24 protein-coding genes and 1 pseudogene are annotated in these 22,758 nt (G+C 39.7%); 20 read left to right on the top strand and 5 right to left on the bottom strand.

Annotation, left to right across the window (positions count from 1 at the left end; translation table 11 throughout):
• Positions 1–11 precede the first annotated feature (11 nt).
• The 7 genes from AC6UDG_RS01645 to AC6UDG_RS01675 all read left to right on the top strand — a co-directional run bounded on the left by AC6UDG_RS01645 (position 12) and on the right by AC6UDG_RS01675 (position 6,904).
• A complete protein-coding gene (locus AC6UDG_RS01645; protein ID WP_500693390.1) occupies positions 12–923 on the top strand; it encodes a DMT family transporter in 912 nt (303 codons plus the stop codon).
• A 132-nt stretch (positions 924–1,055) separates the two neighbouring features.
• Entirely contained in the window at positions 1,056–3,785 is a 2,730-nt protein-coding gene (locus AC6UDG_RS01650) for an MMPL family transporter (protein WP_500706237.1), read from the top strand.
• Positions 3,786–3,945: 160 nt separating this feature from the next.
• A complete protein-coding gene (locus AC6UDG_RS01655) occupies positions 3,946–4,884 on the top strand; it encodes a DMT family transporter (protein ID WP_500693392.1) in 939 nt (312 codons plus the stop codon).
• Positions 4,885–4,892: 8 nt separating this feature from the next.
• A complete protein-coding gene (locus tag AC6UDG_RS01660; RefSeq protein ID WP_500693393.1) occupies positions 4,893–5,210 on the top strand; it encodes a DUF7671 family protein in 318 nt (105 codons plus the stop codon).
• Between the two features lie 16 nt (positions 5,211–5,226).
• On the top strand, positions 5,227–6,159 hold the full coding sequence (locus AC6UDG_RS01665) for a DMT family transporter (RefSeq protein ID WP_500693394.1): 933 nt from the start codon (positions 5,227–5,229) through the stop codon (positions 6,157–6,159).
• A gap of 88 nt (positions 6,160–6,247) precedes the next feature.
• Positions 6,248–6,511 (top strand): hypothetical protein, encoded by a 264-nt coding sequence (locus AC6UDG_RS01670; RefSeq protein ID WP_500693395.1) that lies wholly within the window; start codon positions 6,248–6,250, stop codon positions 6,509–6,511.
• A gap of 75 nt (positions 6,512–6,586) precedes the next feature.
• Positions 6,587–6,904, top strand: coding sequence for a winged helix-turn-helix domain-containing protein (locus AC6UDG_RS01675; protein WP_500706238.1), 318 nt, complete (start codon positions 6,587–6,589; stop codon positions 6,902–6,904).
• A 52-nt stretch (positions 6,905–6,956) separates the two neighbouring features.
• On the opposite strand, the gene AC6UDG_RS01680 is transcribed toward AC6UDG_RS01675, so the two are convergent.
• Positions 6,957–7,274, bottom strand: coding sequence for a winged helix-turn-helix transcriptional regulator (locus AC6UDG_RS01680; RefSeq protein ID WP_500706239.1), 318 nt, complete (start codon positions 7,272–7,274; stop codon positions 6,957–6,959).
• Positions 7,275–7,429: 155 nt separating this feature from the next.
• On the opposite strand from AC6UDG_RS01680, the gene AC6UDG_RS01685 reads away from it, so the two are divergent.
• Both AC6UDG_RS01685 and AC6UDG_RS01690 read left to right on the top strand, forming a co-directional pair.
• Positions 7,430–8,131 (top strand): ABC transporter ATP-binding protein, encoded by a 702-nt coding sequence (locus AC6UDG_RS01685; protein ID WP_500706240.1) that lies wholly within the window; start codon positions 7,430–7,432, stop codon positions 8,129–8,131.
• Positions 8,128–10,422: an ABC transporter permease gene (locus tag AC6UDG_RS01690; RefSeq protein ID WP_500706241.1), complete on the top strand. Its 2,295-nt coding sequence runs from the start codon at positions 8,128–8,130 to the stop codon at positions 10,420–10,422. The genes AC6UDG_RS01685 and AC6UDG_RS01690 overlap by 4 nt, the downstream gene beginning before the upstream one ends.
• A gap of 106 nt (positions 10,423–10,528) precedes the next feature.
• On the opposite strand, the gene AC6UDG_RS01695 is transcribed toward AC6UDG_RS01690, so the two are convergent.
• Both AC6UDG_RS01695 and AC6UDG_RS01700 read right to left on the bottom strand, forming a co-directional pair.
• Positions 10,529–10,747, bottom strand: a complete 219-nt coding sequence (locus tag AC6UDG_RS01695) for a P8 family protein (protein WP_500693400.1) — start codon at positions 10,745–10,747, stop codon at positions 10,529–10,531.
• A 59-nt stretch (positions 10,748–10,806) separates the two neighbouring features.
• A pseudogene (locus AC6UDG_RS01700) lies at positions 10,807–12,065 on the bottom strand (MFS transporter).
• Positions 12,066–12,317: 252 nt separating this feature from the next.
• Between AC6UDG_RS01700 and pyrF the strand changes: the two are divergent.
• The 7 genes from pyrF to AC6UDG_RS01735 all read left to right on the top strand — a co-directional run bounded on the left by pyrF (position 12,318) and on the right by AC6UDG_RS01735 (position 18,883).
• Positions 12,318–13,046: an orotidine-5'-phosphate decarboxylase gene (gene pyrF / locus AC6UDG_RS01705; RefSeq protein WP_500706242.1), complete on the top strand. Its 729-nt coding sequence runs from the start codon at positions 12,318–12,320 to the stop codon at positions 13,044–13,046.
• Positions 13,047–13,048: 2 nt separating this feature from the next.
• On the top strand, positions 13,049–13,675 hold the full coding sequence (pyrE, locus tag AC6UDG_RS01710) for an orotate phosphoribosyltransferase (RefSeq protein ID WP_500706243.1): 627 nt from the start codon (positions 13,049–13,051) through the stop codon (positions 13,673–13,675).
• A gap of 146 nt (positions 13,676–13,821) precedes the next feature.
• Entirely contained in the window at positions 13,822–14,850 is a 1,029-nt protein-coding gene (adhP, locus tag AC6UDG_RS01715) for an alcohol dehydrogenase AdhP (protein ID WP_500696445.1), read from the top strand.
• A gap of 130 nt (positions 14,851–14,980) precedes the next feature.
• Complete coding sequence (locus AC6UDG_RS01720) at positions 14,981–16,174, top strand: AbrB/MazE/SpoVT family DNA-binding domain-containing protein (protein ID WP_500706244.1); 1,194 nt, start codon at positions 14,981–14,983, stop codon at positions 16,172–16,174.
• 46 nt (positions 16,175–16,220) lie between these two features.
• Positions 16,221–17,105 carry an aldo/keto reductase gene (locus AC6UDG_RS01725; RefSeq protein ID WP_500696447.1) on the top strand — a complete coding sequence of 295 codons (885 nt, stop codon included), beginning with the start codon at positions 16,221–16,223 and terminating at the stop codon, positions 17,103–17,105.
• 120 nt (positions 17,106–17,225) lie between these two features.
• Positions 17,226–18,086 (top strand): hypothetical protein, encoded by an 861-nt coding sequence (locus AC6UDG_RS01730; RefSeq protein WP_500706245.1) that lies wholly within the window; start codon positions 17,226–17,228, stop codon positions 18,084–18,086.
• Between the two features lie 107 nt (positions 18,087–18,193).
• Positions 18,194–18,883: a hypothetical protein gene (locus AC6UDG_RS01735; RefSeq protein ID WP_500706246.1), complete on the top strand. Its 690-nt coding sequence runs from the start codon at positions 18,194–18,196 to the stop codon at positions 18,881–18,883.
• A 50-nt stretch (positions 18,884–18,933) separates the two neighbouring features.
• Here the strand turns inward: AC6UDG_RS01735 and AC6UDG_RS01740 are convergent, their stop codons facing one another.
• Together AC6UDG_RS01740 and AC6UDG_RS01745 are read right to left on the bottom strand one after the other, a co-directional pair.
• The gene (locus tag AC6UDG_RS01740) at positions 18,934–19,869 is read right to left on the bottom strand and encodes an aldo/keto reductase (RefSeq protein WP_500695357.1); all 936 of its coding nucleotides are present in this window, start codon (positions 19,867–19,869) and stop codon (positions 18,934–18,936) included.
• A gap of 14 nt (positions 19,870–19,883) precedes the next feature.
• Positions 19,884–20,267: a DUF488 domain-containing protein gene (locus tag AC6UDG_RS01745; RefSeq protein WP_500706247.1), complete on the bottom strand. Its 384-nt coding sequence runs from the start codon at positions 20,265–20,267 to the stop codon at positions 19,884–19,886.
• A gap of 136 nt (positions 20,268–20,403) precedes the next feature.
• Here AC6UDG_RS01745 and AC6UDG_RS01750 point away from each other — a divergent pair, with 136 nt between their 5' ends.
• The 4 genes from AC6UDG_RS01750 to AC6UDG_RS01765 are packed head-to-tail and all read left to right on the top strand — an operon-like array spanning position 20,404 to position 22,739.
• On the top strand, positions 20,404–20,946 hold the full coding sequence (locus tag AC6UDG_RS01750; RefSeq protein WP_500693411.1) for a hypothetical protein: 543 nt from the start codon (positions 20,404–20,406) through the stop codon (positions 20,944–20,946).
• A 55-nt stretch (positions 20,947–21,001) separates the two neighbouring features.
• On the top strand, positions 21,002–21,448 hold the full coding sequence (gene fabZ, locus AC6UDG_RS01755; RefSeq protein WP_500706248.1) for a 3-hydroxyacyl-ACP dehydratase FabZ: 447 nt from the start codon (positions 21,002–21,004) through the stop codon (positions 21,446–21,448).
• A 14-nt stretch (positions 21,449–21,462) separates the two neighbouring features.
• On the top strand, positions 21,463–22,440 hold the full coding sequence (locus tag AC6UDG_RS01760) for a beta-ketoacyl-ACP synthase III (RefSeq protein WP_500706249.1): 978 nt from the start codon (positions 21,463–21,465) through the stop codon (positions 22,438–22,440).
• Between the two features lie 35 nt (positions 22,441–22,475).
• A complete protein-coding gene (locus AC6UDG_RS01765; protein WP_500693414.1) occupies positions 22,476–22,739 on the top strand; it encodes an acyl carrier protein in 264 nt (87 codons plus the stop codon).
• Positions 22,740–22,758: the final 19 nt, after the last annotated feature.

Raw genomic sequence — 22,758 nt, forward strand, 5'->3', positions numbered from 1 at the left:
GGGCACAAATATTGAAGAAAAGTAAAACTTACATTGGTGTCATCCTAGCAATTGCTGGAGCCATCATGTGGGGAATTCAAGGACCTGTTTCGCAGTTCTTGTTTCAAGATAAGAATTTTTCAACGGAATGGTTAATGGGAGTTAAGATGTCGGTTGCCGGCATCTTAATTCTTTTATTTACAAAGTTTGTTCAAAGAAATAGGATTTTAAAGATTTGGCACACCGGATATAGCTGGGTCATCCTGCTCTGTTATGCGATTTTTGGTTTATCGGCCGTTCAGTACCTATACTTACTGACAACGAGAGCCAGTAATGCGGCAACTTCAACTATCATGCAGAGCCTTGGAACGGTCATCATTATGATTTTGACGGTGATTGTGTACAAAAAAGCACCAACGATTCAGCAGGGTGTGGCTGTAGTGGTAGCCCTACTTGGAACGTGGTTACTGGTAACAAAGGGAGATTTGACCCACCTTGCAATGAGTCCTAAAGCGTTTACGCTTGGCCTTTGCCTGGCTTTTGCTGGCGCGCTTCAGACCATGCTGCCGGTTAAACTCCAGGAAAAGTTCAGCACGTTTGTCATCATTGGATGGGCAATGATCGTTGGTGGAGTGATCTTCACCTGCGTTCATCCCTTTTGGGTGGATGTTCCCAAGCTTTCTCTTGGTGGCATTTTGGGAGTGGCCTTCATTGTGCTTTTTGGCACAATGTTGTCATTTCTATGCTTCACATCGAGTTTAAGGTACGTGTCAGCTACGACTGCCGGCCTACTCGATACTTTTGAACCTTTGTCGGCAACGATTGGAACCGTGGTTTTCTTACATACCAGTTTCAATATCTATGAAATCATTGGTGGCATTTTGGTCTTGAGTACCGTTTTTATTCTGGCAATCAGACCCAGAAAAGCATCACTTCAGCACTGACTAATCGGTTGGTGCTTTTTTGATTGAACTGCTTTTGGCGGATTGCTTGTTTGTGATCAATTTTGTATAATTGGAAGCGTTATGAATGAATTAATGTTTTAAGTAAAATATTAAGCATTGAGGAGGAGTTTGATGAATAGGTTCGTCAAAAAATACATATTTTTTGCGATATTTTGGGTTCTTGCTGTTTTAGCTGCCATTTTCTTTTTGCCCAGCATTTCACAGGTAACTGCACAACATGGACAGACTAAGATTCCAGCTAACATGCAGAGTCAGGTTGCTGAAAATATTCAAAAGCATTGGGGCCATCACATTAGCGATACCAGACAAGTTGTACTGGTATATAACAACGGTAATAAACGCATTAATGCTAGTAAACAGGCTAACATCGATCGAACCGTTTCGAAGCTAAAAAATGATGCCGATTACTATGGAATTAAGGGTGTTACCTCAGCAAACGAGAATGCCGCCGCCAAGAAACAACTGATTTCAAAGGACGGTACGACCGAATTAGTTCAACTGAATGTTTCTAAAAGGGACTCGGTTGAAACGATGAACAACAAACTCAAAAAGGGTGCGAAAACGGCGAACTTGAAGTCGTACGTGACGGGATCTGATGTCTTAGATGACGACATGCGGCAGTCAATGATTGACGGAATCAAGCAAACCGAAATCATTGCGGCAGTCTTCATTTTGATTGTGTTGATCATTGTCTTTAAATCTCCAATCGTTCCGTTGATTTCACTTTTGACCGTGGGAGTTTCTTTCATTGTCTCTTTGAGTGTCGTCATGAATTTGGCGAAGTATATGGGCTTTCCACTCTCAAACTTTACCCAGGTCTTTATGGTGGTAGTGCTGTTTGGAATCGGAACCGACTACAATATCCTACTATATGACCGGTTTAAGGATAATCTGGGACAAGGAATGGACAAAGTGGAGGCGACGGTCGATGCCAGAAGACGAGCCGGTAAGACCATTCTTTACAGTGGTGGTTCGGTTCTAATTGGTTTCTTTGCCCTTGGACTAGCCAAGTTCTCAATTTACCAGTCTGGAGTGGCAGTTGCCATCGGAGTGGTGGTACTATTACTGGTACTTCTCTCATTAAATCCGTTCTTTATGGCACTCCTTGGTAAGACCATGTACTGGCCAGCTAAGAATCTGTCACCAAAGAAACGGGGTAGTCGAATCTGGTACTTCTTGTCCAGTCATTCAGTTGCACATCCGGTGATGGCGATTGCCTTGGTTCTAGTTTTGACTTTGCCGTTGATTTTCTTTGCGGGAAAGAGCAGCTTGAACTACGATAATTCGGTTGAATTAAGTAATTCATTGCCTTCAAAACAAGGATTAAATACGGTATCCAAGCATTTCTCAAAGGGGACTGCTGAACCGTCAACGATTTATATTCAATCCAAACACAAGGTCAATAACGAGAAGTCAATGATGGAAATTGATCGGATTACTCGTCAATTGGAGAAAAATAAGGAAATTAAGACGGTTGCTTCGGTCACCCAGCCAAGTGGCGAACCAATTAACCAACTCTACTTAAACGATCAGCTGGGGACTTTGAACAGCAAGATGCAACAGGCTAATGCTGGTTTAACCCAACTTCAGAGTGGGGCTAACAGTGGTTCATTTAATGCCGATCAACTAAAGGCAATTGGGGCTTCGGCACAATCAATTGGAGATCATTTAAAGACCATTCAAGGCGCTAGTGGAGCAAGTACCGCTCCTGGTCAAACTTCGGGTCAGCAAGTCATCGCCCAGATGCAACAACAAGCCACCGCTATGGGGTCACCAATGAGTCCTCAACAGTTACAAATTGTTGCTAGTGGCCTTCAAAGTGTTAGTTCCAAGGTGCAAATGCAACAGGCCGCTTCTATGTCAGGTCTTCAAAATGAATTGGCCGGGATTGCCTCAGATACTCAAAACATTGGTGCAAATGCTCAGGCGATGGGGCAACAACTCCAGGGTGTTCAAGCCCAATTGTCGCAAGCAAATGATGGCCTAAGTAAGATTAATAAGGGCATGCAACAGTCAAATGAATACTTGACCGGCTTACAGAACTCAGCTGCGGCTGCGAACACGTTCTACATTCCTAACCAGGTGCTTCAAAGTGATACTTTCAAGCAAGCCTTAAACAACTACGTTTCTTCTAATGACAAGATTACAAGCATCACCTTTGTCTTAAAAGATAACCCATCAAACGCTAAGTCGATGAACTTGGTTAAGGATGTTCAAAATCAAGTTAAACAGTCACTGAAAGGAACTAGTTTAAATGATGCAACCGTTGCAATTGGGGGAGAGACAGCAACCATGTCTGACACCCATGATATTGCCTCACAAGACTTCTTCAGAACGGCTGTCATCATGTTAGTCGGAATCCTGATTGCACTGATGTTTGTAACCCGTTCAATTTTACAACCACTTTACATTGAAGGAACATTAATTTTGACGTACTTCACTTCATTGACGTTGACACGGATCTTCTCGGATATTTTCCTCGGACAGAGCATGTTGACTTGGAACACGCCGTTCTTTACCTTTATCATGTTGATTGCGTTGGGGGTTGATTACAGTATCTTCTTGATGATGAGGTACCGAGAAACCAAAGACGGAACGCCTGCGAAACGAATCGTTAATTCGGCCAACTATATTGGAGTAGTGGTATTATCTGCTGCTGTGATTTTAGGTGGTACGTTTGCCGCACTGATTCCATCAGGAATTTTGACACTGATTCAGGTTGCAATCGGGGTAATCATTGGTTTGATTATCTTAGTAATCATCTTGCCAATCCTGTTACCAGCTGCCATTCGGTTAACGTATCAACCAATGAGATTTAAACGAGATAAAAACGAAGATTAGTTTTTAATTTAAAAGCGAAACCAGATAAAATTGGTTTCGCTTTTTTATGTTAGATAAAATTACATGGACTATTGACCGCCCTGTTCTTTACGCCTAAAATTAAACTATTAAATTGATATGTAAAAAAATAAATCGGTTTATGCCGAGTTAGGGTGAAAATATGAGTGAAGAAAAGACTAGCATTGGAAAAAGTAAAGTATTAAAGGGCATTGCTTGGGCAACCCTTGCATCCACTTTTTGGGGTATTTCTGGGGTTGTTTTGCAGTTTGTCTCACAAAATGCCGCTATTCCAGCTTCATGGTTCTTGTCCGTCAGAACTATTTTTTCCGGGATTCTACTTTTAGCAATTGGTTCGATTATGTATGGGAAAAAAATCTTCCATGTTTTTAAGGACTGGAAATCGATTATTTGTATTGTGGCATATGGAATCATTGGCTTAGGTGCCAACCTGATGTCGTTTTACCTTAGTGTTCAGGACGGAAACGCAGCATCAGCAACCATCTTGCAGTATTTATCACCACTGTTCATCCTTTTAGGGGGCTTTTTGTTCTTTCATAAACGTCCCTATAAGATTGATTTAATCGTGTTCCTGTTGGCACTTGTCGGGGTGTTTTTGGCAATTACCAAGGGTGACATTAATCAGTTAGCTATTCCGCTGCCAGCGTTACTTTGGGGAATTGTTTCAGGAATTACGGCCGCATGTTACGTTGTCATCCCTCGGCCATTAATGGAAGAAAATTCACCAATCGTCGTCCTTGGATGGGGAACCTTGATTGCCGGATTGGTCTTTAACATTCATCAACCAGTTTGGGTTGGTGTACCTCACTTAACGATGGGTGCGATCATTGGAATTGGTGCCATTGTTATCATTGGAACCGTAATCCCATTTGCATGTTTGCTTCACAGTTTACACTTTGCTTCCTCTGAAGATGTTAGTTTAGTTGACGCCGTTCAGCCAGTAGTGACTTTCATTTTGAGTGTCATCTTCTTACACACCAAGATTAGTTTAATGGAAATTGTCGGATCCGCCTTGGTAATTCTTGCCATCTACATCTTGCAGGATTCCAAGCGTCGCAATATTAAACAACAGAAGCTTTAGCCAAGATCATGGCAGATAAATATAAAGTAATTCGCTTTACCGGGGTTCCAGTTAAACTGGATGACTCTGGTAATTACGTAATTAAGAAGGATGAGCAGGGTAATTTTAAACTTCACACCTGGCGGATCGGAAAACATACTAAGGGACATTTTCAGCGCATTGGTCAAGTTTTTTTGACGGAAAATAAATTAAGGGTTGCCATTGTGGCGGATTTTAGTGTATCTTTTAAAAAACGACATTTGTACACACCGATGGAACGTTTTTTAAATGATTACGTTGATTTGAAGTTGATTGATGAGGCAAAGTCACATTTAGATCAAGAGTAGACTGTGAGGAGAGAATATGAAAAGTAAAACGGGTAAGATGAGCAACACCGTTAAAGGAATTAGTTTAGCGGCGTTTGCTTCAACTTCATGGGGTGTTGCTGGCGTTATTACGCAGTACGTTTCACAAAACGTTGGGATTCCAGCTGCGTGGTTCTTGTCAGCACGAACTACCGGGGCTGCCATTGTATTATTACTAGTCAGTGCCATTATTTACGGAAAAGGCATTTTTAGTGTTTTCCGTTCATGGAAATCAATCATGTGGCTAGTTTTATACGGTTTGTTCGGTTTGGCTGCCAACATGGGAAGTTTCTACGTTAGTATCCAGACTGGAAACGCCGCTGCCACCACGATTTTGCAGTACCTGTCACCGCTATTCATCCTACTGGGTGGTTTTCTGTTCATGCACAAAAAGCCCATGAAGATGGACATCGTGGTCTTCATTTTGGCGCTAGCTGGAGTTTTCCTTTCAATTACTAAGGGGGACCTTTCGCAATTATCCATTCCCTTTGACTCGTTTTTCTGGGGGATCATTTCTGGAATCACTGCTGCTTTGTACGTGGTGCTTCCAAGGCCACTGGCTCACGACAACTCACCAATCGTGGTTCTTGGCTGGGGAACTCTGATTGCCAGTTTAGCCTTTAACATTAATCATCCCGTTTGGACCAACGTGCCCCACTTAGGAATGGGTGGAGTCCTTGGTGTTTGTGGGATCATCCTCTTTGGAACCCTCCTGACATTCTCATCACTGATCTACGCTTCCCGCTTTACTTCTTCAGAAGTTATCAGTTTACTAGACGCCATTCAACCGGTAGCAACCTTTATCTTGAGTGTGATCTTTTTACACACGCACATCAGTTGGATTGAAGTCCTTGGTGCCGTTCTGGTTATTTTGGCCGTTTACATTCTGCAGTACGTTCAGCGACACAAGAATCAAGAAGAACTCTTATAACTTTCTTAAACCCTTGAGCATATTGGTTTGAACCCCTGATGTTTCAAGATATAATGATGTCATACTTAAAGAAAAGGGAGAGATTGTTATGTCAGACGAAAGTAAAGAAACAAAAGCATTAGATAAGATTTCAGAAATTATGAACGAACTCCAAAAAACTTTGGACAAGGAAGGCACTGAATCACAAGAGGGCCACAAAGTTCATCGTTGGTTAGAAGAACACCGTGCCATTCATGAAATTAAACGTACCCTTCATGAAGTTGGTAAGTTCGACAAGTTCGATTCTGCTGCTTATGATAAATTTATGAAAGATTACAAAAAGGTTGTCGACGATTTGGACGACAACGATTAATAAGCTCTAAAGGAGGCTACTTGGTAGCTTCCTTTTTTTGTGACAATTTTAATAAATAAAATCGGAGATGAGAATTTGGTAGATAAAAGTAATGGATTTAGTTTTGATGGGTTCACTTTAAATCCGGCAGTGGGAGAACTAAGTAGTAATACACAGTCGATTAAGCTAACTCCAACGGAGACTTCACTAATGGTCCTTTTCATTGAGCATAAGAATAAGTTAGTATCCAAAAAGGAATTGATGACGTTTCTGTGGGCGAACGGAAGTTTTATTGACGAGGATGCCATTGAAGATGACATTAGTTTACTTCGACGCAAGTTAGATCAAGTTGGACTAAAGGGAAAAATTAAGACGGTACCAATGCGGGGATATAAGCTGGTTGCCGATCGTTAATAATTTAATAGTATTAAAAGAAGCAGAATGATTCTCAAAAGTCATTCTGCTTCTATTTTTTATATCGTTCTGACCATTCCTTCATTGACTTTAAAATAGGTGCTAAATCCATTCCACGTTTAGTTAAATTATATTCTACAGTAGGAGGATTTGTATTAAAGACTTTGCGCGTAACGATTTGCTTGTTTTCTAACATTTTTAATCTTGTTGATAATGTTCTGGTACTAATTCCAGGTAATGCCCGCGTGATACCACCATAATGATTATTTCCATTATAAATTTCCCAGAGAATGTATGAGGTCCATTTTCCACTAATGATGTCCACAACTGGTTGAATAGGACAGTCATCGATGATGTTATTGTTTTCCATAAGTGCCTCCAGTTTACTTTTATGCTGATACTTTAAAAAATTACCCTACTTTTATTTTTAAACTTATAAATATATTATACAAATAACACCTACAAATCAAAGGTGCAAATAAAATATTTTCATACTTTTAATAATTAATCATGGAGGTACCACTTATGCTCAGCTTAAAACATGTCAGTAAAAGTTATCAAAATGGATCTGAAACAACTCATGCTTTAGACGATGTTAGTTTTGATATCGAGTCGAATAAGGTTACGGTGATTTTGGGACCAAGTGGGTCTGGTAAAAGTACAACTTTAAATATCTTAGGTGGGATGGATAAACCAACGTCAGGTAAAGTTTTATATAATGATAATCTTATTAACACAGAGTCAGATAAGCAATTGACAGTTTATCGAGGAGACGTTGTCGGATTTGTGTTTCAATTTTATAATTTAATTTCTAATCTTACGGCATTTGAAAATGTGGCAATTTCGGCACAATTAAAAAACAAGAAGTACAAGAAAGTGTCAGAAGAATATTTGAAAAAGGTTGGTCTTTTAAAACAAAGAAATAATTTTCCTGATCAGTTATCTGGAGGGGAAATGCAACGTGTTTCGATTGCGAGAGCCTTGGCTAAAGATCCCAGAGTACTTCTTTGTGACGAACCCACTGGTGCACTTGATACTGAAACCTCAAAACGAGTTTTTAAAATTCTGAAGGGTAGTAAAAATGAAAATACGGCCGTAGTGATCGTCACCCATAATCCATTAGTTGCTCCAATTGCTGATCGAGTTATCAATATTAAAGATGGCAAAATAGATAAGATCGTTGACAATCCAACTCCGCTTGAAGTTGAGGAGGTTGATTGGGGATGAAGTTTTTATTTAAGAAATTAACCCGCACGGTTGTGAAAAATTGGACTCAATTCTTTTCCGTTTTTTTGATGGCGTTTCTAAGTGTTCTTTTTTATACCGGTTTAGAGGGTACCTGGAATGGTATGAAACAAAATATTAATCAGTATACGAGTGAAACCCATTTGGCTACATCGACATTACAATCGACAGGCTTGAGCAATAAAGAACTAAATACAATTAAGTCAATTCCAAGTGTTTCAAAGGCATCGGCTAAAACAGAAATTAGTACCACGGCACAATTAAAAGGGGATAAACGTTATTTAGAGATTGATACTCCTGGAACCCAAGAAATTTCTCATACATTTCAAACTAATGGCAAGAATATAAATAAAAATACTAAGGGCATTTATTTGAATGAGAAGTTTGCTAAAAAGAATGGGTTAAAGAAAGGAAAACAAGTCACTATTAATTTCAATAACCAACCCATTAAATTAACAGTGGTCGGTATGATAAATTCTCCGAACAAGATGTATTATACCGGGACCAATGATTTCATATCTCCTCAAGAACAAAACTATGGGTATGGAATCATTAGTGAAAAGACATTGCTCAATAAATTTAAATTGCCAGCCCTTAATAATATTGTCGATATTAAAGACAGTGATAATTCTAAAACTGAAAGTAAAATTAGAGATATCATTGGTAGTAAATTTATCACTTTGCAAACTCAAAAATCCGATGTTGGCATCTCAACAGCTGTTGATCGAGTAAAACAAATACGTAATCTTTCAATTTTGTTTTCAATTATCTTTATTCTATTAGCTGTATTGGCCATGTATACCACTATTAGAAAAATAATTGATCAGCAACAAAAGGACATGGCAACTTTACAGTCATTAGGATATTCCAATATAGCATTGTCCATGTATTACTCAATGTATGGTCTTTTTGTTGGAGGAATTGGTGCAATTGCTGGTTTGATAGTAGCTCCAGCACTTTCAACATTTGTAATGAATTCACAGAAATCTATGTTTTCGCTTCCGTTATGGCAAATTGCCTATACTCCCACACCGATCTACGTTGCTGTGGGAGTAATAATTATATGTATTTTTTCAGCACTACTAGCGGCACAAGTGAATCATGGATTAACTCCAGCCCAGGCATTTAGGAAGGGCAGTACTGCTAAAAATGGTAAACGAGTCTTTCTCGAAAGATTTCCTCGAATTTGGAATAAAATTCCTATTGGTAATCGTTGGTCAATTAGAGATAATCTTGGTAATAAAATTCAAATGCTGATGGGATTAATCGGCGTTATTGGTGGACTAGCTTTGGTGATGACTGGATTTGGTACGAAAAATTCAATGGACAATCAGGTTAATCAAACGTATGGGCATGAGTATAACTATGCTAAAAAGATTAATTTAAACCAAAAGACTAGTGAGACAGAGATTAATCGAATTGTTAACAAAACTAACGGACAGAAGATTGAAACATCTTACGCTAGTTTAAGTCCAAATGGGAAATTTGATCGTCCACTTACTGTCTTGGGTTCTGGATCTCAAATCAATCTTAAAACCGATGATGGTCAAGGAATTAAGGATGGTGGTATATATCTAGCTGAGGGAATTGCTAAAACTGCTAACGTTAAGAAAAATGATACCGTTTTTATCAAGCCGTCATTAAGTACGAATAAATTGAAGTTGAAGGTAAAGGGCATCGTTAAATCAAATGCACCACAAGGAATGTATGTAACTAAACAAACGTGGACCAGTAATGGGTTGAAATTTCAACCAACGTCAATTTTGACAAATTATCAAGACGTTTCAAATTCAATTAAGAAGAGTCCAGATGTTAGTCAGATTGTTAGTTTGAAAGAACAAAAAAGTAATGCTAAAAGTATGGTAAATAATTTGAGTAGTATTTTCTTGATGATTCAAATTTTTGGAATCCTTTTGACCATTGTAATTCTTTATAATTTGGGATCTCTAAGCTTTACAGAAAGGTCAAGAAGTTATGCCACTCTTGAGATATTAGGATTTTCTCGTAAACAGATCCGAAATTTAACGATTATTGAGAGTTTAACAATTACGGTAGTTGGTTGGTTTTTGGGAATTCCGTTTGGATACTGGTTCCTATCCGGGTACGTAACTACTTTTAATACCAGTCAGATAATTTATTATCCGTTTATTTCTATTATTAGTATCGTTGTAGCTTCATTGATTGTGGTTCTAGCTGCTTTGTCTACAATTATAATGATTAGGAGCAGATTAAAAAAACTAGATATGATATCTTCAACTAAGGGCGTAGAATAAGACGGATCGTTAACAATTAATTCTAATAAAAGAGATGACAATTCAGTCATCTCTTTTTATATAAAAAAGAACCCATCAATTAGTGATGAGTTCTAAGAATCAAAAACTATTTCTTAAGTAACTTTTCAGCATCAGCTTTAACATCGTCATCGCTCATGTTTAAGTACTTTTCCATATCAGATTCAGTCTTCATGGTATCATGACTGTTATCTTCCATGTAGTGATCCCATAATGCATCACGTACTGGAGTTGAGTCGTCGCTCCAATCAAATACTTCTGACATCTTTTCGTCTAATACGCGTGGTGTTTCAAAATCATCAGCCATGTTATATATCCCCTTTTTCATTTATTCATGTCTATTTTAGTTCTTTTGGGTTAAAAATGTTAGTTATTTGCACTTAATTTAGTGTTTTTACTTAATTTTTTAATGCCAGGGATGTGATCATGGTGACAAAGCTGATTAAATATAAAATAGAGAGGAAAATCATCACTACGTACAGGTTGTACTGATCCATTAAAATCCCGATAATGACCGATGACATCCCACCAACTGCTCGACCAACACCCACGATGATGTTGTTAGCGCTACTTCTGACCTCAGTGGGATAGAGCTGGCTCACGACCGCACCATAGCCGCCGTACATCCCGTTTGAGAAGAAACCAACAATGGCACCAATCACCAGTAAAGCAATCGTCGTGTGAGCTAGGACCAATAAATAAACCATGATTGATGAGGCAATCAGGAAGATTCCAAATGAAAGCCGGGGACCAATGTGATCAAGAATCATGCCAAACACCATCATGCCAACACTCATCCCAATAATAGTGGAAATCATCCACATTGAGGATCCAGCAACGTTTAAACCACTTTGCTTTTGAACGATGGTTGGAAGCCAGTTCATTAACCCAAAGTATCCAGCAATCTGAACGGTGGTCATAATCATCAAACCGACACTTTGATAGGCAGTCTTAAAGTCTGAAAACATGTATTTTTTAATGGCTTCGCCAGTTGAAATGGTCTGTTCCTGCTTTGATTCAAGAAACTCGTCTGACTCATGCAAGTGGCGTCTAACGAAGAAGATTAGGATAATCGGAATGAGGCCAAATAGGTATAACGCATGCCAGCCAAGGTGTGGAATAACAAAGGCGGCCAGGATTGCTGCAAGTAAGGCACCGACTTGCCCGCCGACAGATGCAATTGACGACATTTTACCTAACTTATTCTTGGGGAAGGCTTCGGCTAGTAAAGTAATGCCAAGTCCATACTCACCACCAGCTCCAATCCCGGTCAACAGTCTTAGAAAGTAGATTAAGTAGATGTTGTTGGCAAACCCCATTAGAGCGGTCGCAAACGCAAAGATGAAGATGGTGTAGGTAAACGTCTTGACTCGACCAAAACGGTCACCTAGAAATCCAAAAATCACGCCACCAAGCAGCATTCCCCAGTTGGTGATGGTTCCAATTAACCCGGCCGCTCCAGCTGAGATGTGTAAGGATGCGATGATGGAACTCATTGTAAAAGACAGAAAAAGCACGTCCATGTTTTCAAGACCAAAGCCAGAACTAGACGATAGTAAGACTAGTTTCTGGTTCTTGCTCATTGATGCATGGCTGTGCTCAGTATTATTGCTTATTTTATCCATAATTTCCTCCAAATTAAGACTCGCTGGTCTTGTTTATTTGACGCTGTTAGTGATTATTACATAGTAAAATTGTTTTGACAAGATGAACTTTTACCTTGACGGCCCCACCGATATTCCCTATATTTAGAGTAATAATTAATTAAGTTGGTTCAGAGAAACCAAGATTATGTTTATTAACTGATATAAATTTAATTTTAAAGGACCATTCTCTGACACCCGTCTGTGATTGGTCCTTTTTTGCGAGGTAAGAAAATGAAGAAGGCAATGATGATTGCGCTGGATTTTCCGACGCAGATGGACGTAAATACGTTTTTGGATCAATTTGCGTACCCAAGTCAGTTGACGGTCAAGATTGGCATGGAACTTTTCTATCGATACGGTCCTGAGACGGTCAAAGAAATCAAAAATAAGGGGTGTTCAATCTTTTTAGACCTGAAGTTAATGGACATTCCTAATACTGTATACGCGGGTATGTTTCAGCTTGCTCAACTTGGAGTTGACTACGTGACCGTACACATGCTTGGTGGAAGTGAAATGATGAGGGCTGCCAAAAGGGGATTGGTTGATGGCAGTAATCAATCTCATAATCAGGTTCCCGAGTTATTAGGGGTGACCGAATTAACTTCTATTTCGCAAAAAGGACTCGCTAATGAACAAAATTGTTCTTTGAGCATGAATGAGCAGGTGGTTTCTCTAGCTAAGTTAGCGAAAGATTCTGGTTGCGAGGGAGTCATTACCTCCGCTAAGGAACTACCCGATTTAGTGAAACAAGTTGGTGATGATTTTGATTACGTTGTGCCGGGAATCAGAAGTAAAGACGACGCCAGTGAAGATCAAAAACGGGTGGCAACACCAGAACAAGCAAGACGTGATGGTGCGTCTGCCATTGTGGTAGGACGTCCAATTACGCAGAATGAACATCCCTATCGGGCTTATCAAAAATACAATGATGAATGGAATTTAAAAAAGGGGACAGATTAGTTATGAATAGTACAACTGAGATTTTAGAAGACCTGATTAACGACCAAATCGTTCAACTGAATCCAGGACGCCCCTTTACGTTTGCCAGTGGGATTAAGTCGCCAATTTATACCGACCTACGTTTAACGATTTCGTATCCAAAACTAAGAAAAAAGATTTATCAGGCCCTTGGTCAATTAATTCAGACTAATTTTCCGAACGTCACGGTCATTGGCGGAGTGGCAACAGCTGGAATCCCGCACGCGGCTTGGGTAGCTGAAGCAATGAAGTTACCGATGATCTACGTTAGATCTAAACCAAAAGATCATGGAACCAGTAAACAGATTGAGGGGAAAGTAAGGAAAAATGATCATATTGTGCTCATTGATGATCTAATCTCAACTGGCGGAAGCGTGATTAAGGCGGCTCAGGCAGTTCAAAATGACGGCCATCAAGTTGATGGGGTAGTTTCCATCTTCTCCTATGGTTTTAGTGATGCCGACGATAATTTTAACAAGGCCGATTTAAGATTTGTTCCGCTGTTAACTTATCCTGAACTAATTAAGCAAATGCTTAACAACGGTCAAATCGAAAATGATCAGTACGAGCGACTTAATAAATGGCATCAAGACCCCTGGGCATGGAAATAAATCACTTTTTTAATTCTTCGTTTTTTAAGGATATATTACAATCTGTTATCGCTTACAATTCCCTGTTGACACGTGAAAATTTTAACTATATGATAGGAATTGTTGATAGATAGACGACTATAAATCATGGGAATAGGAGAATTAATATGGTAAAAGCAGCAGTTGTTAGAGATAATTCAGATGGATACGTTGATGTTAAAGATGTCAAACTTCGTCCAATTCACGAGGGTGAAGCTTTAGTTAAAGTTGAGTATTGTGGACTCTGTCATACCGACCTCCACGTTGCCTCGGGTGACTTCGGTGAAGTTCCGGGCCGAATCATTGGTCACGAAGGAGTTGGACGTGTAACTCAAGTTGCTGACGACGTTACCGACTTAAAAGTTGGTGACCGAGTTTCAATCGCTTGGTTCTACTCAGCTGACGGTACTTGTGAGTACTGTGTTACTGGTAATGAGACCTTATGTCGTAACGTTAAAAACTCTGGTTTCACCGTTAACGGTGCCATGGCAGAAGAATGTATCGTTGATGCTAAGTACGCCGTTAAGGTTCCTGAAGGATTGGACCCCGTTGAAGCAACTTCACTAACTTGTGCCGGTGTTACCACTTACAAAGCTTTAAAGATTGGTGACACGAGACCCGGCAAATGGGTTGAAATCGTTGGTGCCGGTGGATTAGGTAACTTGGGTGTTCAACTTGCCAAAAACGTCTTTGGTGCTCCAGTTGTAGTTGTGGATGGAGATCCTAAGAAGTTGGAAGCTGCTAAAGAAAATGGTGCCGATGTTTTGATTAACAGACATGACGGTAACGTTGCCGAACAAGTTCAAGATAAAGTTGGTGGGGTTTACGATTCAATCGTTACTGCCGTTAACAAGGATGCTTTCACTCAATCAGTTAACGCCTTACGTCCCGATGGAACCTTAGTTGCAGTTGCTCTACCAAAGGGTGATATGGCACTTAACATCGACAAGACCGTTCTTGACGGTATTAAAGTTGCTGGTTCACTAGTTGGAACTAGACAAGATCTTAGAGAAACCTTCCAGTTCGGTGCTGAAGGTAAGGTTAAACCAATCGTTAGAACTGACAAGTTAGAAAATATCAACAACGTCATTGATGACATGAAGGCTGGTAAGATTGTTGGCCGTGTTGTTTTCGATTTCACTGGTGATGACAAATAAATTAAAATTATCAACTAACTTAAGAAGTAGAATTCATAGAATTCTGCTTCTTTTTTTAATAATTAGTCCTGGGTCCGTTATAATAGAAGAATAAAACTATTTTCAAATTCATAACGAACGAGGAATCATAATGACGGAACCAAAGTATAAAATTGCAATCCCAAATCAGGTCGTTGAACGTCTCCATATTAAGCCGGGAGCCAAATTGAACTTGACACTGCGAAGACAGGGCATGACGGTAGAGAAAGTTAATGATGGCACGCCGAATTCGTGGAACGTTTCGATCTGGTGGTCGCTGGTTCCGGCGGTGATGACCGCGTTAATCGCACTGATCTTTTTTAAGTATCGGCACTTTCAGATCGTCCCCATCAGTGGTAAATATTCGATTGCCAGTGGCACCATTATATTGGGACTGTTTTTTGGTGCTTTACTGTTTACGATTTTTCTCATTAAAAGTCGCAAGAATCCACAAAATACCATTTATCGCAATATTTACTGGCGAAACTTTCCAACGATTGTTCTATCCTTTACTGCCAGTTTATTGGTTGGGCTGCTTGGGGTATTTTGGATTCTGGGAATTGCTTTTAAAGGCGCCACTTTCGATGTGTATACGGCGACCATCATCATTGCCATTTTAGAGGGAATCGTGAACTACGTCATGATTAGTGTGGCAGTGGCTCTAACGCCAACTTTATTAGTCGATCTTTTGAACCTAATCATTGTTTCTGGTGTTCTGATCTCCATGTCGTCAAACAGTCATCGCTACTGGTGGCGCCATAATCTGAGCTTTTTGGGGACGAGTCGAGCAACCGACAGTTGGCAGTTTAACTTGACCATTATCTTTTCTGCTTTATTGATGTGGGCCGTGATTGATTTCTTGTTTGTTTCGTTAAAATCAGTTCAAAGACCAACCATTCAAACTTGGATTTTACGAACCCTTTTGACGTTAATGGCGTTTAACGTGGCCGCTATCGGGATTATTCCCAATGACATTCAGATTCCGTGGATGCATTTTTGGCACACTCAGTTTGGCTGGTCGTTAGTTTGGATTATTATTATTCTGATTGCTGGAATTCGTTGGCTTTGGCCTGGAATTTCTAAAAACTTCCTGAAAACGTCGTATTTGATTGGACTACTACTAGTGCTGGCCAGTATCCTCTTTCAAGTTGTGCACTACTTCTCACTAACAGCCTTTGAGATTACTTCGTTCACGTTGGCCTTTTCTTGGATTATGATGTTATTTCAGTACATCTTAGACGTCGTGAACAAGGGAACGCTTGATTTTACCGTGACGCTCGCTAAAAATAACAAACAAAATTCATGAAATAAATAACGTGATATCCTACAATTAGTTCATGGAGGTGTTAAGTATGAGTAGAGATTTAGAATCAAAAGTACGTTTAAATAATGGCGTTGAAATGCCCCAATTAGGAATGGGTGTTTGGAAGAGTGATAATAAAACCGCCGCTCAATCCGTTGAATGGGCACTAAATGATGGTTATCGAGCAATCGATACCGCTAAACAATATGGAAATGAAGCCGGTGTTGGTGAAGGTCTGAAAAAAGGTCTGACTGACAACGGATTAAAACGTGAAGATGTTTTTCTAACGACTAAAGTATTTAATGGTGATCAAGGATACGATTCAACTCTTGAAGCTTTTGAAGGCCAATTAAAGCGTCTTCAAACCCCATACGTTGACTTGTTACTAATTCACTGGCCAGTTAATGGCAAGTACAAGGAAACTTGGCGCGCTCTTGAAAAGATTTACCATGAGGGTAAAGCACGTGCCATTGGAGTTTCAAACTTCAATATTCGTCGTCTAAGAGATTTGATGAAGCATGCTTCCGTAAAGCCAGCTGTCAACCAAATGGAATTTCATCCCTTAGAACAAGAAGCTGACATTAAAGAATACTGTGACTTAAATGACATTAAACTTGAAGCATGGTCACCACTTGGTGGTGGAGCCGCTTTAAACAATCCACTTGTTAAGAAGGTTGCTGAAAAGTACGGTAAATCAACCGCACAAATCATCATTCGTTGGGACATGCAACGTGGCATTATCTCAATTCCAAAGTCAGCTCATGAAAAATACATTAAAGCCAATGCTGACATCTTTGACTTTGAACTTGACGACGATGACATTCGCCTAATTAATAGCCTTAACGTTGACAAGCGTTCAATTTGGTACGGTGACTTCCGTTGGAATGGGAATCCTGATGCTCCAGTTGACACTGTTGACCAATGGGATGACTAATTTAGTCAAAAGAGAAGCGTGTGCTTCTTTTTTTTATTGGTTGTGATTGTGACTGATAGCGTTTTTATTAAGATTTCGTTATAATGAAATTGTAAATAAATTAACAAAGGGAGAATTATTATGATTATTAAAGCAATTAAAAGTGCCCTTAACGTAACCAAAAAGCATTTTTGGATTTTGTTAGCAATGGTTGTTCCTGCGATCTTAATATCCGCTGTTCTGGGTGGAGTGGTTAGCAGCCTGCAAAATTCTGAGGCTTTGAGTTTAAGTTATAGTTTGGGTGCCAGTTTTAGTATCTGGTTAATCTCGATCATCGTTGGAATTATTGGGATTGTATTATTTGAATCAGCAGCGATGGGATACCTGACTGGTGACGAGACCGATACGTTTAAATTTGAAGATGCCTTTGTGGCATTTAAACAAGGAAACACTTGGCTAGTGGCAGCACTGTATGCCGCTTTTATGGATTTGATTAGTTTCATTTTTGGTGCATTATTTGTTGCCTCCGCTGGCGTTATTAGTGCTTCATTTGTTCCTCGAGTCTTTGGTTTTAACACCACCACCGCTCAAGTGGTCGCTTTGATCATTGTTGGAATTGTGATTCTAGCATTAGTTGGAATTGCTTGGATCTTTGTTGCCACTGGGTTAGCGTTCATTTACTTAACCTACTTTGATGCTCAACGAGCTGGTAAAAAAGTTCATCTAATGGATGGCTTTTCAGCTTCATGGAAACTCATGACTGGCAATCGTTGGGGTCTGATTGGTTTGAAAGTTTTGAACCTAATCATTGCCATCGTAACCTACGCGGTAATTGTCCTGGTAGGTGCACTTCTCTGGTGGATCTTCGCCTCAATGTTGACATGGACCGTCTTTGCAATTGTGCTTGAAGTCATTTTGACGGTACTAGCCATCGCAATTTCAATCTTTTACATGGTATGGTTCTCAATGGCTAACATTAAATTCTACGAAGAAATTAAATAGTTAATCATTAGTTACAAAAAGAGAAGCAAGTTGCTTCTCTTTTTTTTACGTTGTCAAAAAGAACTCGGCGTGTAATAATTCTAGTAACGAAAAATGGAGGAATACATATGATTGCAAATGCAATGACAAAGTCGTGGGGAATCGTGAAGAAGAATTGGTGGATGATGTTTTTAATGGGCATCCCAGCTGGGGTCGTGGGAGCTTTTTCGGATCCAATGATGTTGTTCAAGCTTCAGGGCATGCAAAGAGCCCTTTTCTCAATCTTTGAATTAATCGTTGGTCTGGTGGGGATCTTATTTTCTGCCTCTCTGGCCATGGGATACGCCAAGAGTATTCAAAATGATAGTTTTAAGTTTAAGAATGCTTTTGTGGCTTTTAATCGTAAGTACAATTGGCCTGTCATCATTCTGGTAGGGCTTTTAATGGCACTTGCAGAGGCCTTTGCAACCCTCCTATTGATTGTTCCCGGCGTCATCTTGTCGGTTGGATGGGGTCTTTGGATGTATTCGTATCAAGATGAAATTGAGACCGGAAAAGAAGTTGGGATTACTCAAGCATTTACCGATGCTTGGCAAACAACGAAGGGTTACAAGTGGAACTTTTTTTATCTGCAGCTGTTATTTTTCTGTATGTATTTCGTATTAACCATTTTGATGACAGCCGTCACAACCGCTGTGAAGGGTAATTCTATTTTAGCCGCGGTGGTTTCTGTAATTGTATATGTTCCAATGATTTTCATTAGTTTCTGGAATTCAGCGGCTCAAATCATTTTCTACCGTGAAATTAAAAATAAATAAGTGTCAAAAAAGCGTTCATCATTTGATGAACGCTTTTCATTTCTTAATTTCTATTTAAATAGGGTGTTAATTTGATCATACTCGGCGTGGCTAAGGTCAATGTCTAACGCTTTAGCATTGCTTTTGACTTGCTCTGGCTTTTTGGCACCCGGAATAACAACCGTGATATCAGGATTCTTGATGTACCAAGCAATGACGATTTGAGCAACGGTAGCGTCATGCTTGTCGGCAATTGGCTTTAGTTGGTCAACTTTTTCAACAATCTTTTTGAACTCTTTGCCTTTAAAGTCGGGATTGTCATGTCTGATATCATCCTTTGGGAACTTAGTCTCTTTGCTGTACTTGCCGGTCAAGAGTCCAGATGCAAGTGGGAAGAATGGAACAAATGAAATATCGTGTTCCTTTAGATATGGGAATCTTTCCCTTTCGGCTGAGCGATCAATCAAGTTGTATTCTTCTTCATCAATGTCAACCAGTCCGTCAAGGTTGGCCTGCTTTAATTGTTTCATTGACATGTTTGAAACTCCGATGGCACGAATCTTACCGGCTTTTTTCATTTCGTTTAAAGCAGCCACTGATTCGTTTAATGGGGTGTGATCATCTGGAAAATGGATGTAGAAGATATCAACGTAGTCGGTTTGAAGTCGTTTCAAACTATCTTCGACGCATTGTTTTAAGTATTCCGGAGAGTCATCAATAACAACGCTTCCATCGCTTTGAACCTTTTGACAACCCTTAGTAGCGATCTGAATCTTAGAACGATCGTATCCCTTGATGGCTTCACCGATTAGTTTTTCTGATTCGCCCATGCCATACGCAAAGGCAGTATCTAGCAGGGTAATGCCAGAGTCTAAAGCTGTTTTAACGATTTCGATTCCGGTTTGGTCACTTAAGTTTGGAAATAAGTTGTGACCACCAACGGCATTAGTGCCTAAACCTAGTGGGACGGTCGTTACGTCTGATTTACCAATTTCTACTGTTTTCATGTTAAATTCCTCCATTACTGATTGAGTTCTGCTTTAATCTCAGGTTGGGCAAGCAAATAGTGATAGATAATGATCGCTTGATTATGCTTTGTATCGTTTGCTCCATACAACAAAATTACGTTACCCGATTTTAAGTGGGTGGAAATTAATGATATAAATCCGGGCATTTGTGGATTATTTTTTAGTTCATCCAAATACTTTTGTTTGAATTCCTCAAACTTGGCGGGGTCGTGTCCGAACCATTTTCTTAGTTCGGTACTTGGAGCGATTGATTTGAACCAAATATCTAGATCGGCGTTAACCTTCGAGATTCCACGAGGCCAGAGACGATCAACTAGGATTCGGTATCCATCCTTATCGACGGGCTTGGTATAGATTCGTTCAAGCTTCAATTCCATTTTTCTTACCTACCTTCATTGATTATTTGATCTCTTATACTATAAGCAAGTATACGATACCTTGGTGTCCAAACGTTAGAATTTAGTCTTCAATGTGGTAAAATCAAGTGTAAAAACATTAAGGAGGGACAGTACCATGGTTAGAAAAAATCGGATTTCGGATGGCATTTCCAAATTGCATGGTTCAGCCAATGAATTTTTGAAAAAATTTCAAACTGAAATCGATGAAAAACGACATCCTAATAAACAGAGAGTGATTGATGGGACAGATATTGAGCTGGCGCCACGGCAAAAGATTGAACGTCATCGTTATCCAGATTTGGTGGACTATGGCACCTATTATTCCGCAATCATGGATAATGGGCATACTGTTCTGGTCAACCCAGATTACCTTGAGTACAGTGTTGAGGTTATGCCCGGTTCCTATGATCAAGAGCATCATTTCATAAATGACACCAATCACTGGCGGATGTACTATGTTGATGGTGTTGGAATCGATCGTTACTCGGCTCCCATCCCAGAATCCTATGATTATCTACAGGATATGGATAATGATGAGGCCGATAAATTCCCAGGAATTCCCGGAGATCGATACGGAAATCGATGGGCGATTGGGTATAATTCAAAGGATAAAATCCTGTTAGTAAGTAGCGAGGCACTCAGTTTGAATAAACGTTAAGATGTTACCAAACGTCACATTTGTAACGTAAAACTAAATTTTGTGAGATGAAAATATGGAACAGTTAAGCATTGATAAAATAATGGAAATTCTTCCAAACCGTAACCCAACTTTATTTGTGGACCGAGTGGATCAGCTAACTCCGGGCGAGTCAATTGATGCCGTAAAGAACGTCACCGCTAATGAAAATTATTTTCAGGGTCATTTTCCCGGATTTCCACTAATGCCAGGAGTTTTAATTGTTGAGACCTTATCGCAGGTGGCGTCAATCCTCATTTTGAAATCGCTTGATGTTGATCCTAAAAGTAAGGTTACTAAACTTAACAAAACTAAAAATGTGAAGTTTAGACACATGGTCCGACCTGGCGACATTTTGAAAGTTCACGTTGATTTAAAAGAAGTTAACGATGGAACCTACACGATGGTGGCTGATAGTGAAGTTAATGGCGATAAAGCTTGTTCGGCCACGCTTGAATTCTCGTTAGCTGACCGGGTCGATTAAGTAGGTGATAAGTAGTGAGTGCTTTTAAAATTATTTCAAGCGCCAAAAGTGTTCCTGAAAAGGTCGTCACTAATGACGACCTGGCTAAGATTATGGACACCTCTGATGAATGGATCAAGAGACGAACGGGCATTTCAAGTCGGCACATTGCGGTTAATGAATCTACAACGTCAATGAGTATGGAAGTGGCTCAAAAGCTTTTGAAAAGTTCTGGGACTGATCCTAAAGACTTGGATTATGTAATTGTAGCCACCATGTCATCTGATTATCAGACTCCATCGACGGCTGCTAGCGTTCAGGGTGCGATTGACGCTACCAATGCGGTGGCGTTTGATATTGATGCCGCATGTACGGGTTTTGCGTTTGGAACGTCAATTCTTAATTCGTTGTTAGCAAAAAAGAACGGTAGTTGTGGGATTTTGATTGGTGCGGAAGTATTAAGTAAGTTTTTGGACTGGTCAGATCGATCAACTGCCGTGCTTTTTGGTGATGGAGCCGCTGGAATCTTGGTTAAAAATGATCCTAGTTCTGATTCGAAGATCTTAGGAGAGTCCCTTCAAACTTATGGTGATTTGGGGTCAGCTTTAACAGCTGGACACTTTCCCTGCGTTACACCATTTGGGAAAAGTCCCAATCAGGAAAATCGGTTCTTTAAGATGGATGGTCATAAAGTGTTTAACTTTGCGTTAAAGAGGGTTCCCAGTTCAATTAAAATAGCACTAACAGATGCTCATTTAGCTTTAGATGATATTGATGTTTTTGTCATGCATCAAGCTAATGCCAGAATTATTACTAGCGTTGTTAGAAGGCTTGATTTGCCGAAAAGTCGGTTCCCAATTGATATTGATGAATATGGGAATACAGCGGCAGCTAGTGAACCACTGCTATTGGCAGATTTGCTTACAAGCGGTAAAATTCAAAGAGGAAACAAAGTTGCCCTTGTCGGTTTTGGTGGCGGATTAACTACTGGAACTGTTATAATTAATTATTGAGGGCAAACAAATTTTATTAAATGGAGTGATTATTTATGGCTGAAAAAGCAGATAAGAATCAGATTTTTGACAAGATTAAGGCGGTTGTTACCGACCAAACCGATATCAACCCCGATGACATTAAAATGGACGCTAACTTCAAAGATAACTTGGATTTAGATTCATTAGATATCTTTGAAATTGTGGATGCCCTAGAAGATGCCTATGACATCGAAATTGATAGTGACGAGGGCATGGAGACGGTTTCTGACCTAGTTGATTATGTTGCAAAGCAAATTGACGAAAAAAACGATAAATAATAAAGTGTTTTTTATTTTA

Source organism: Fructilactobacillus sp. X2R1C1 (assembly GCF_059901435.1).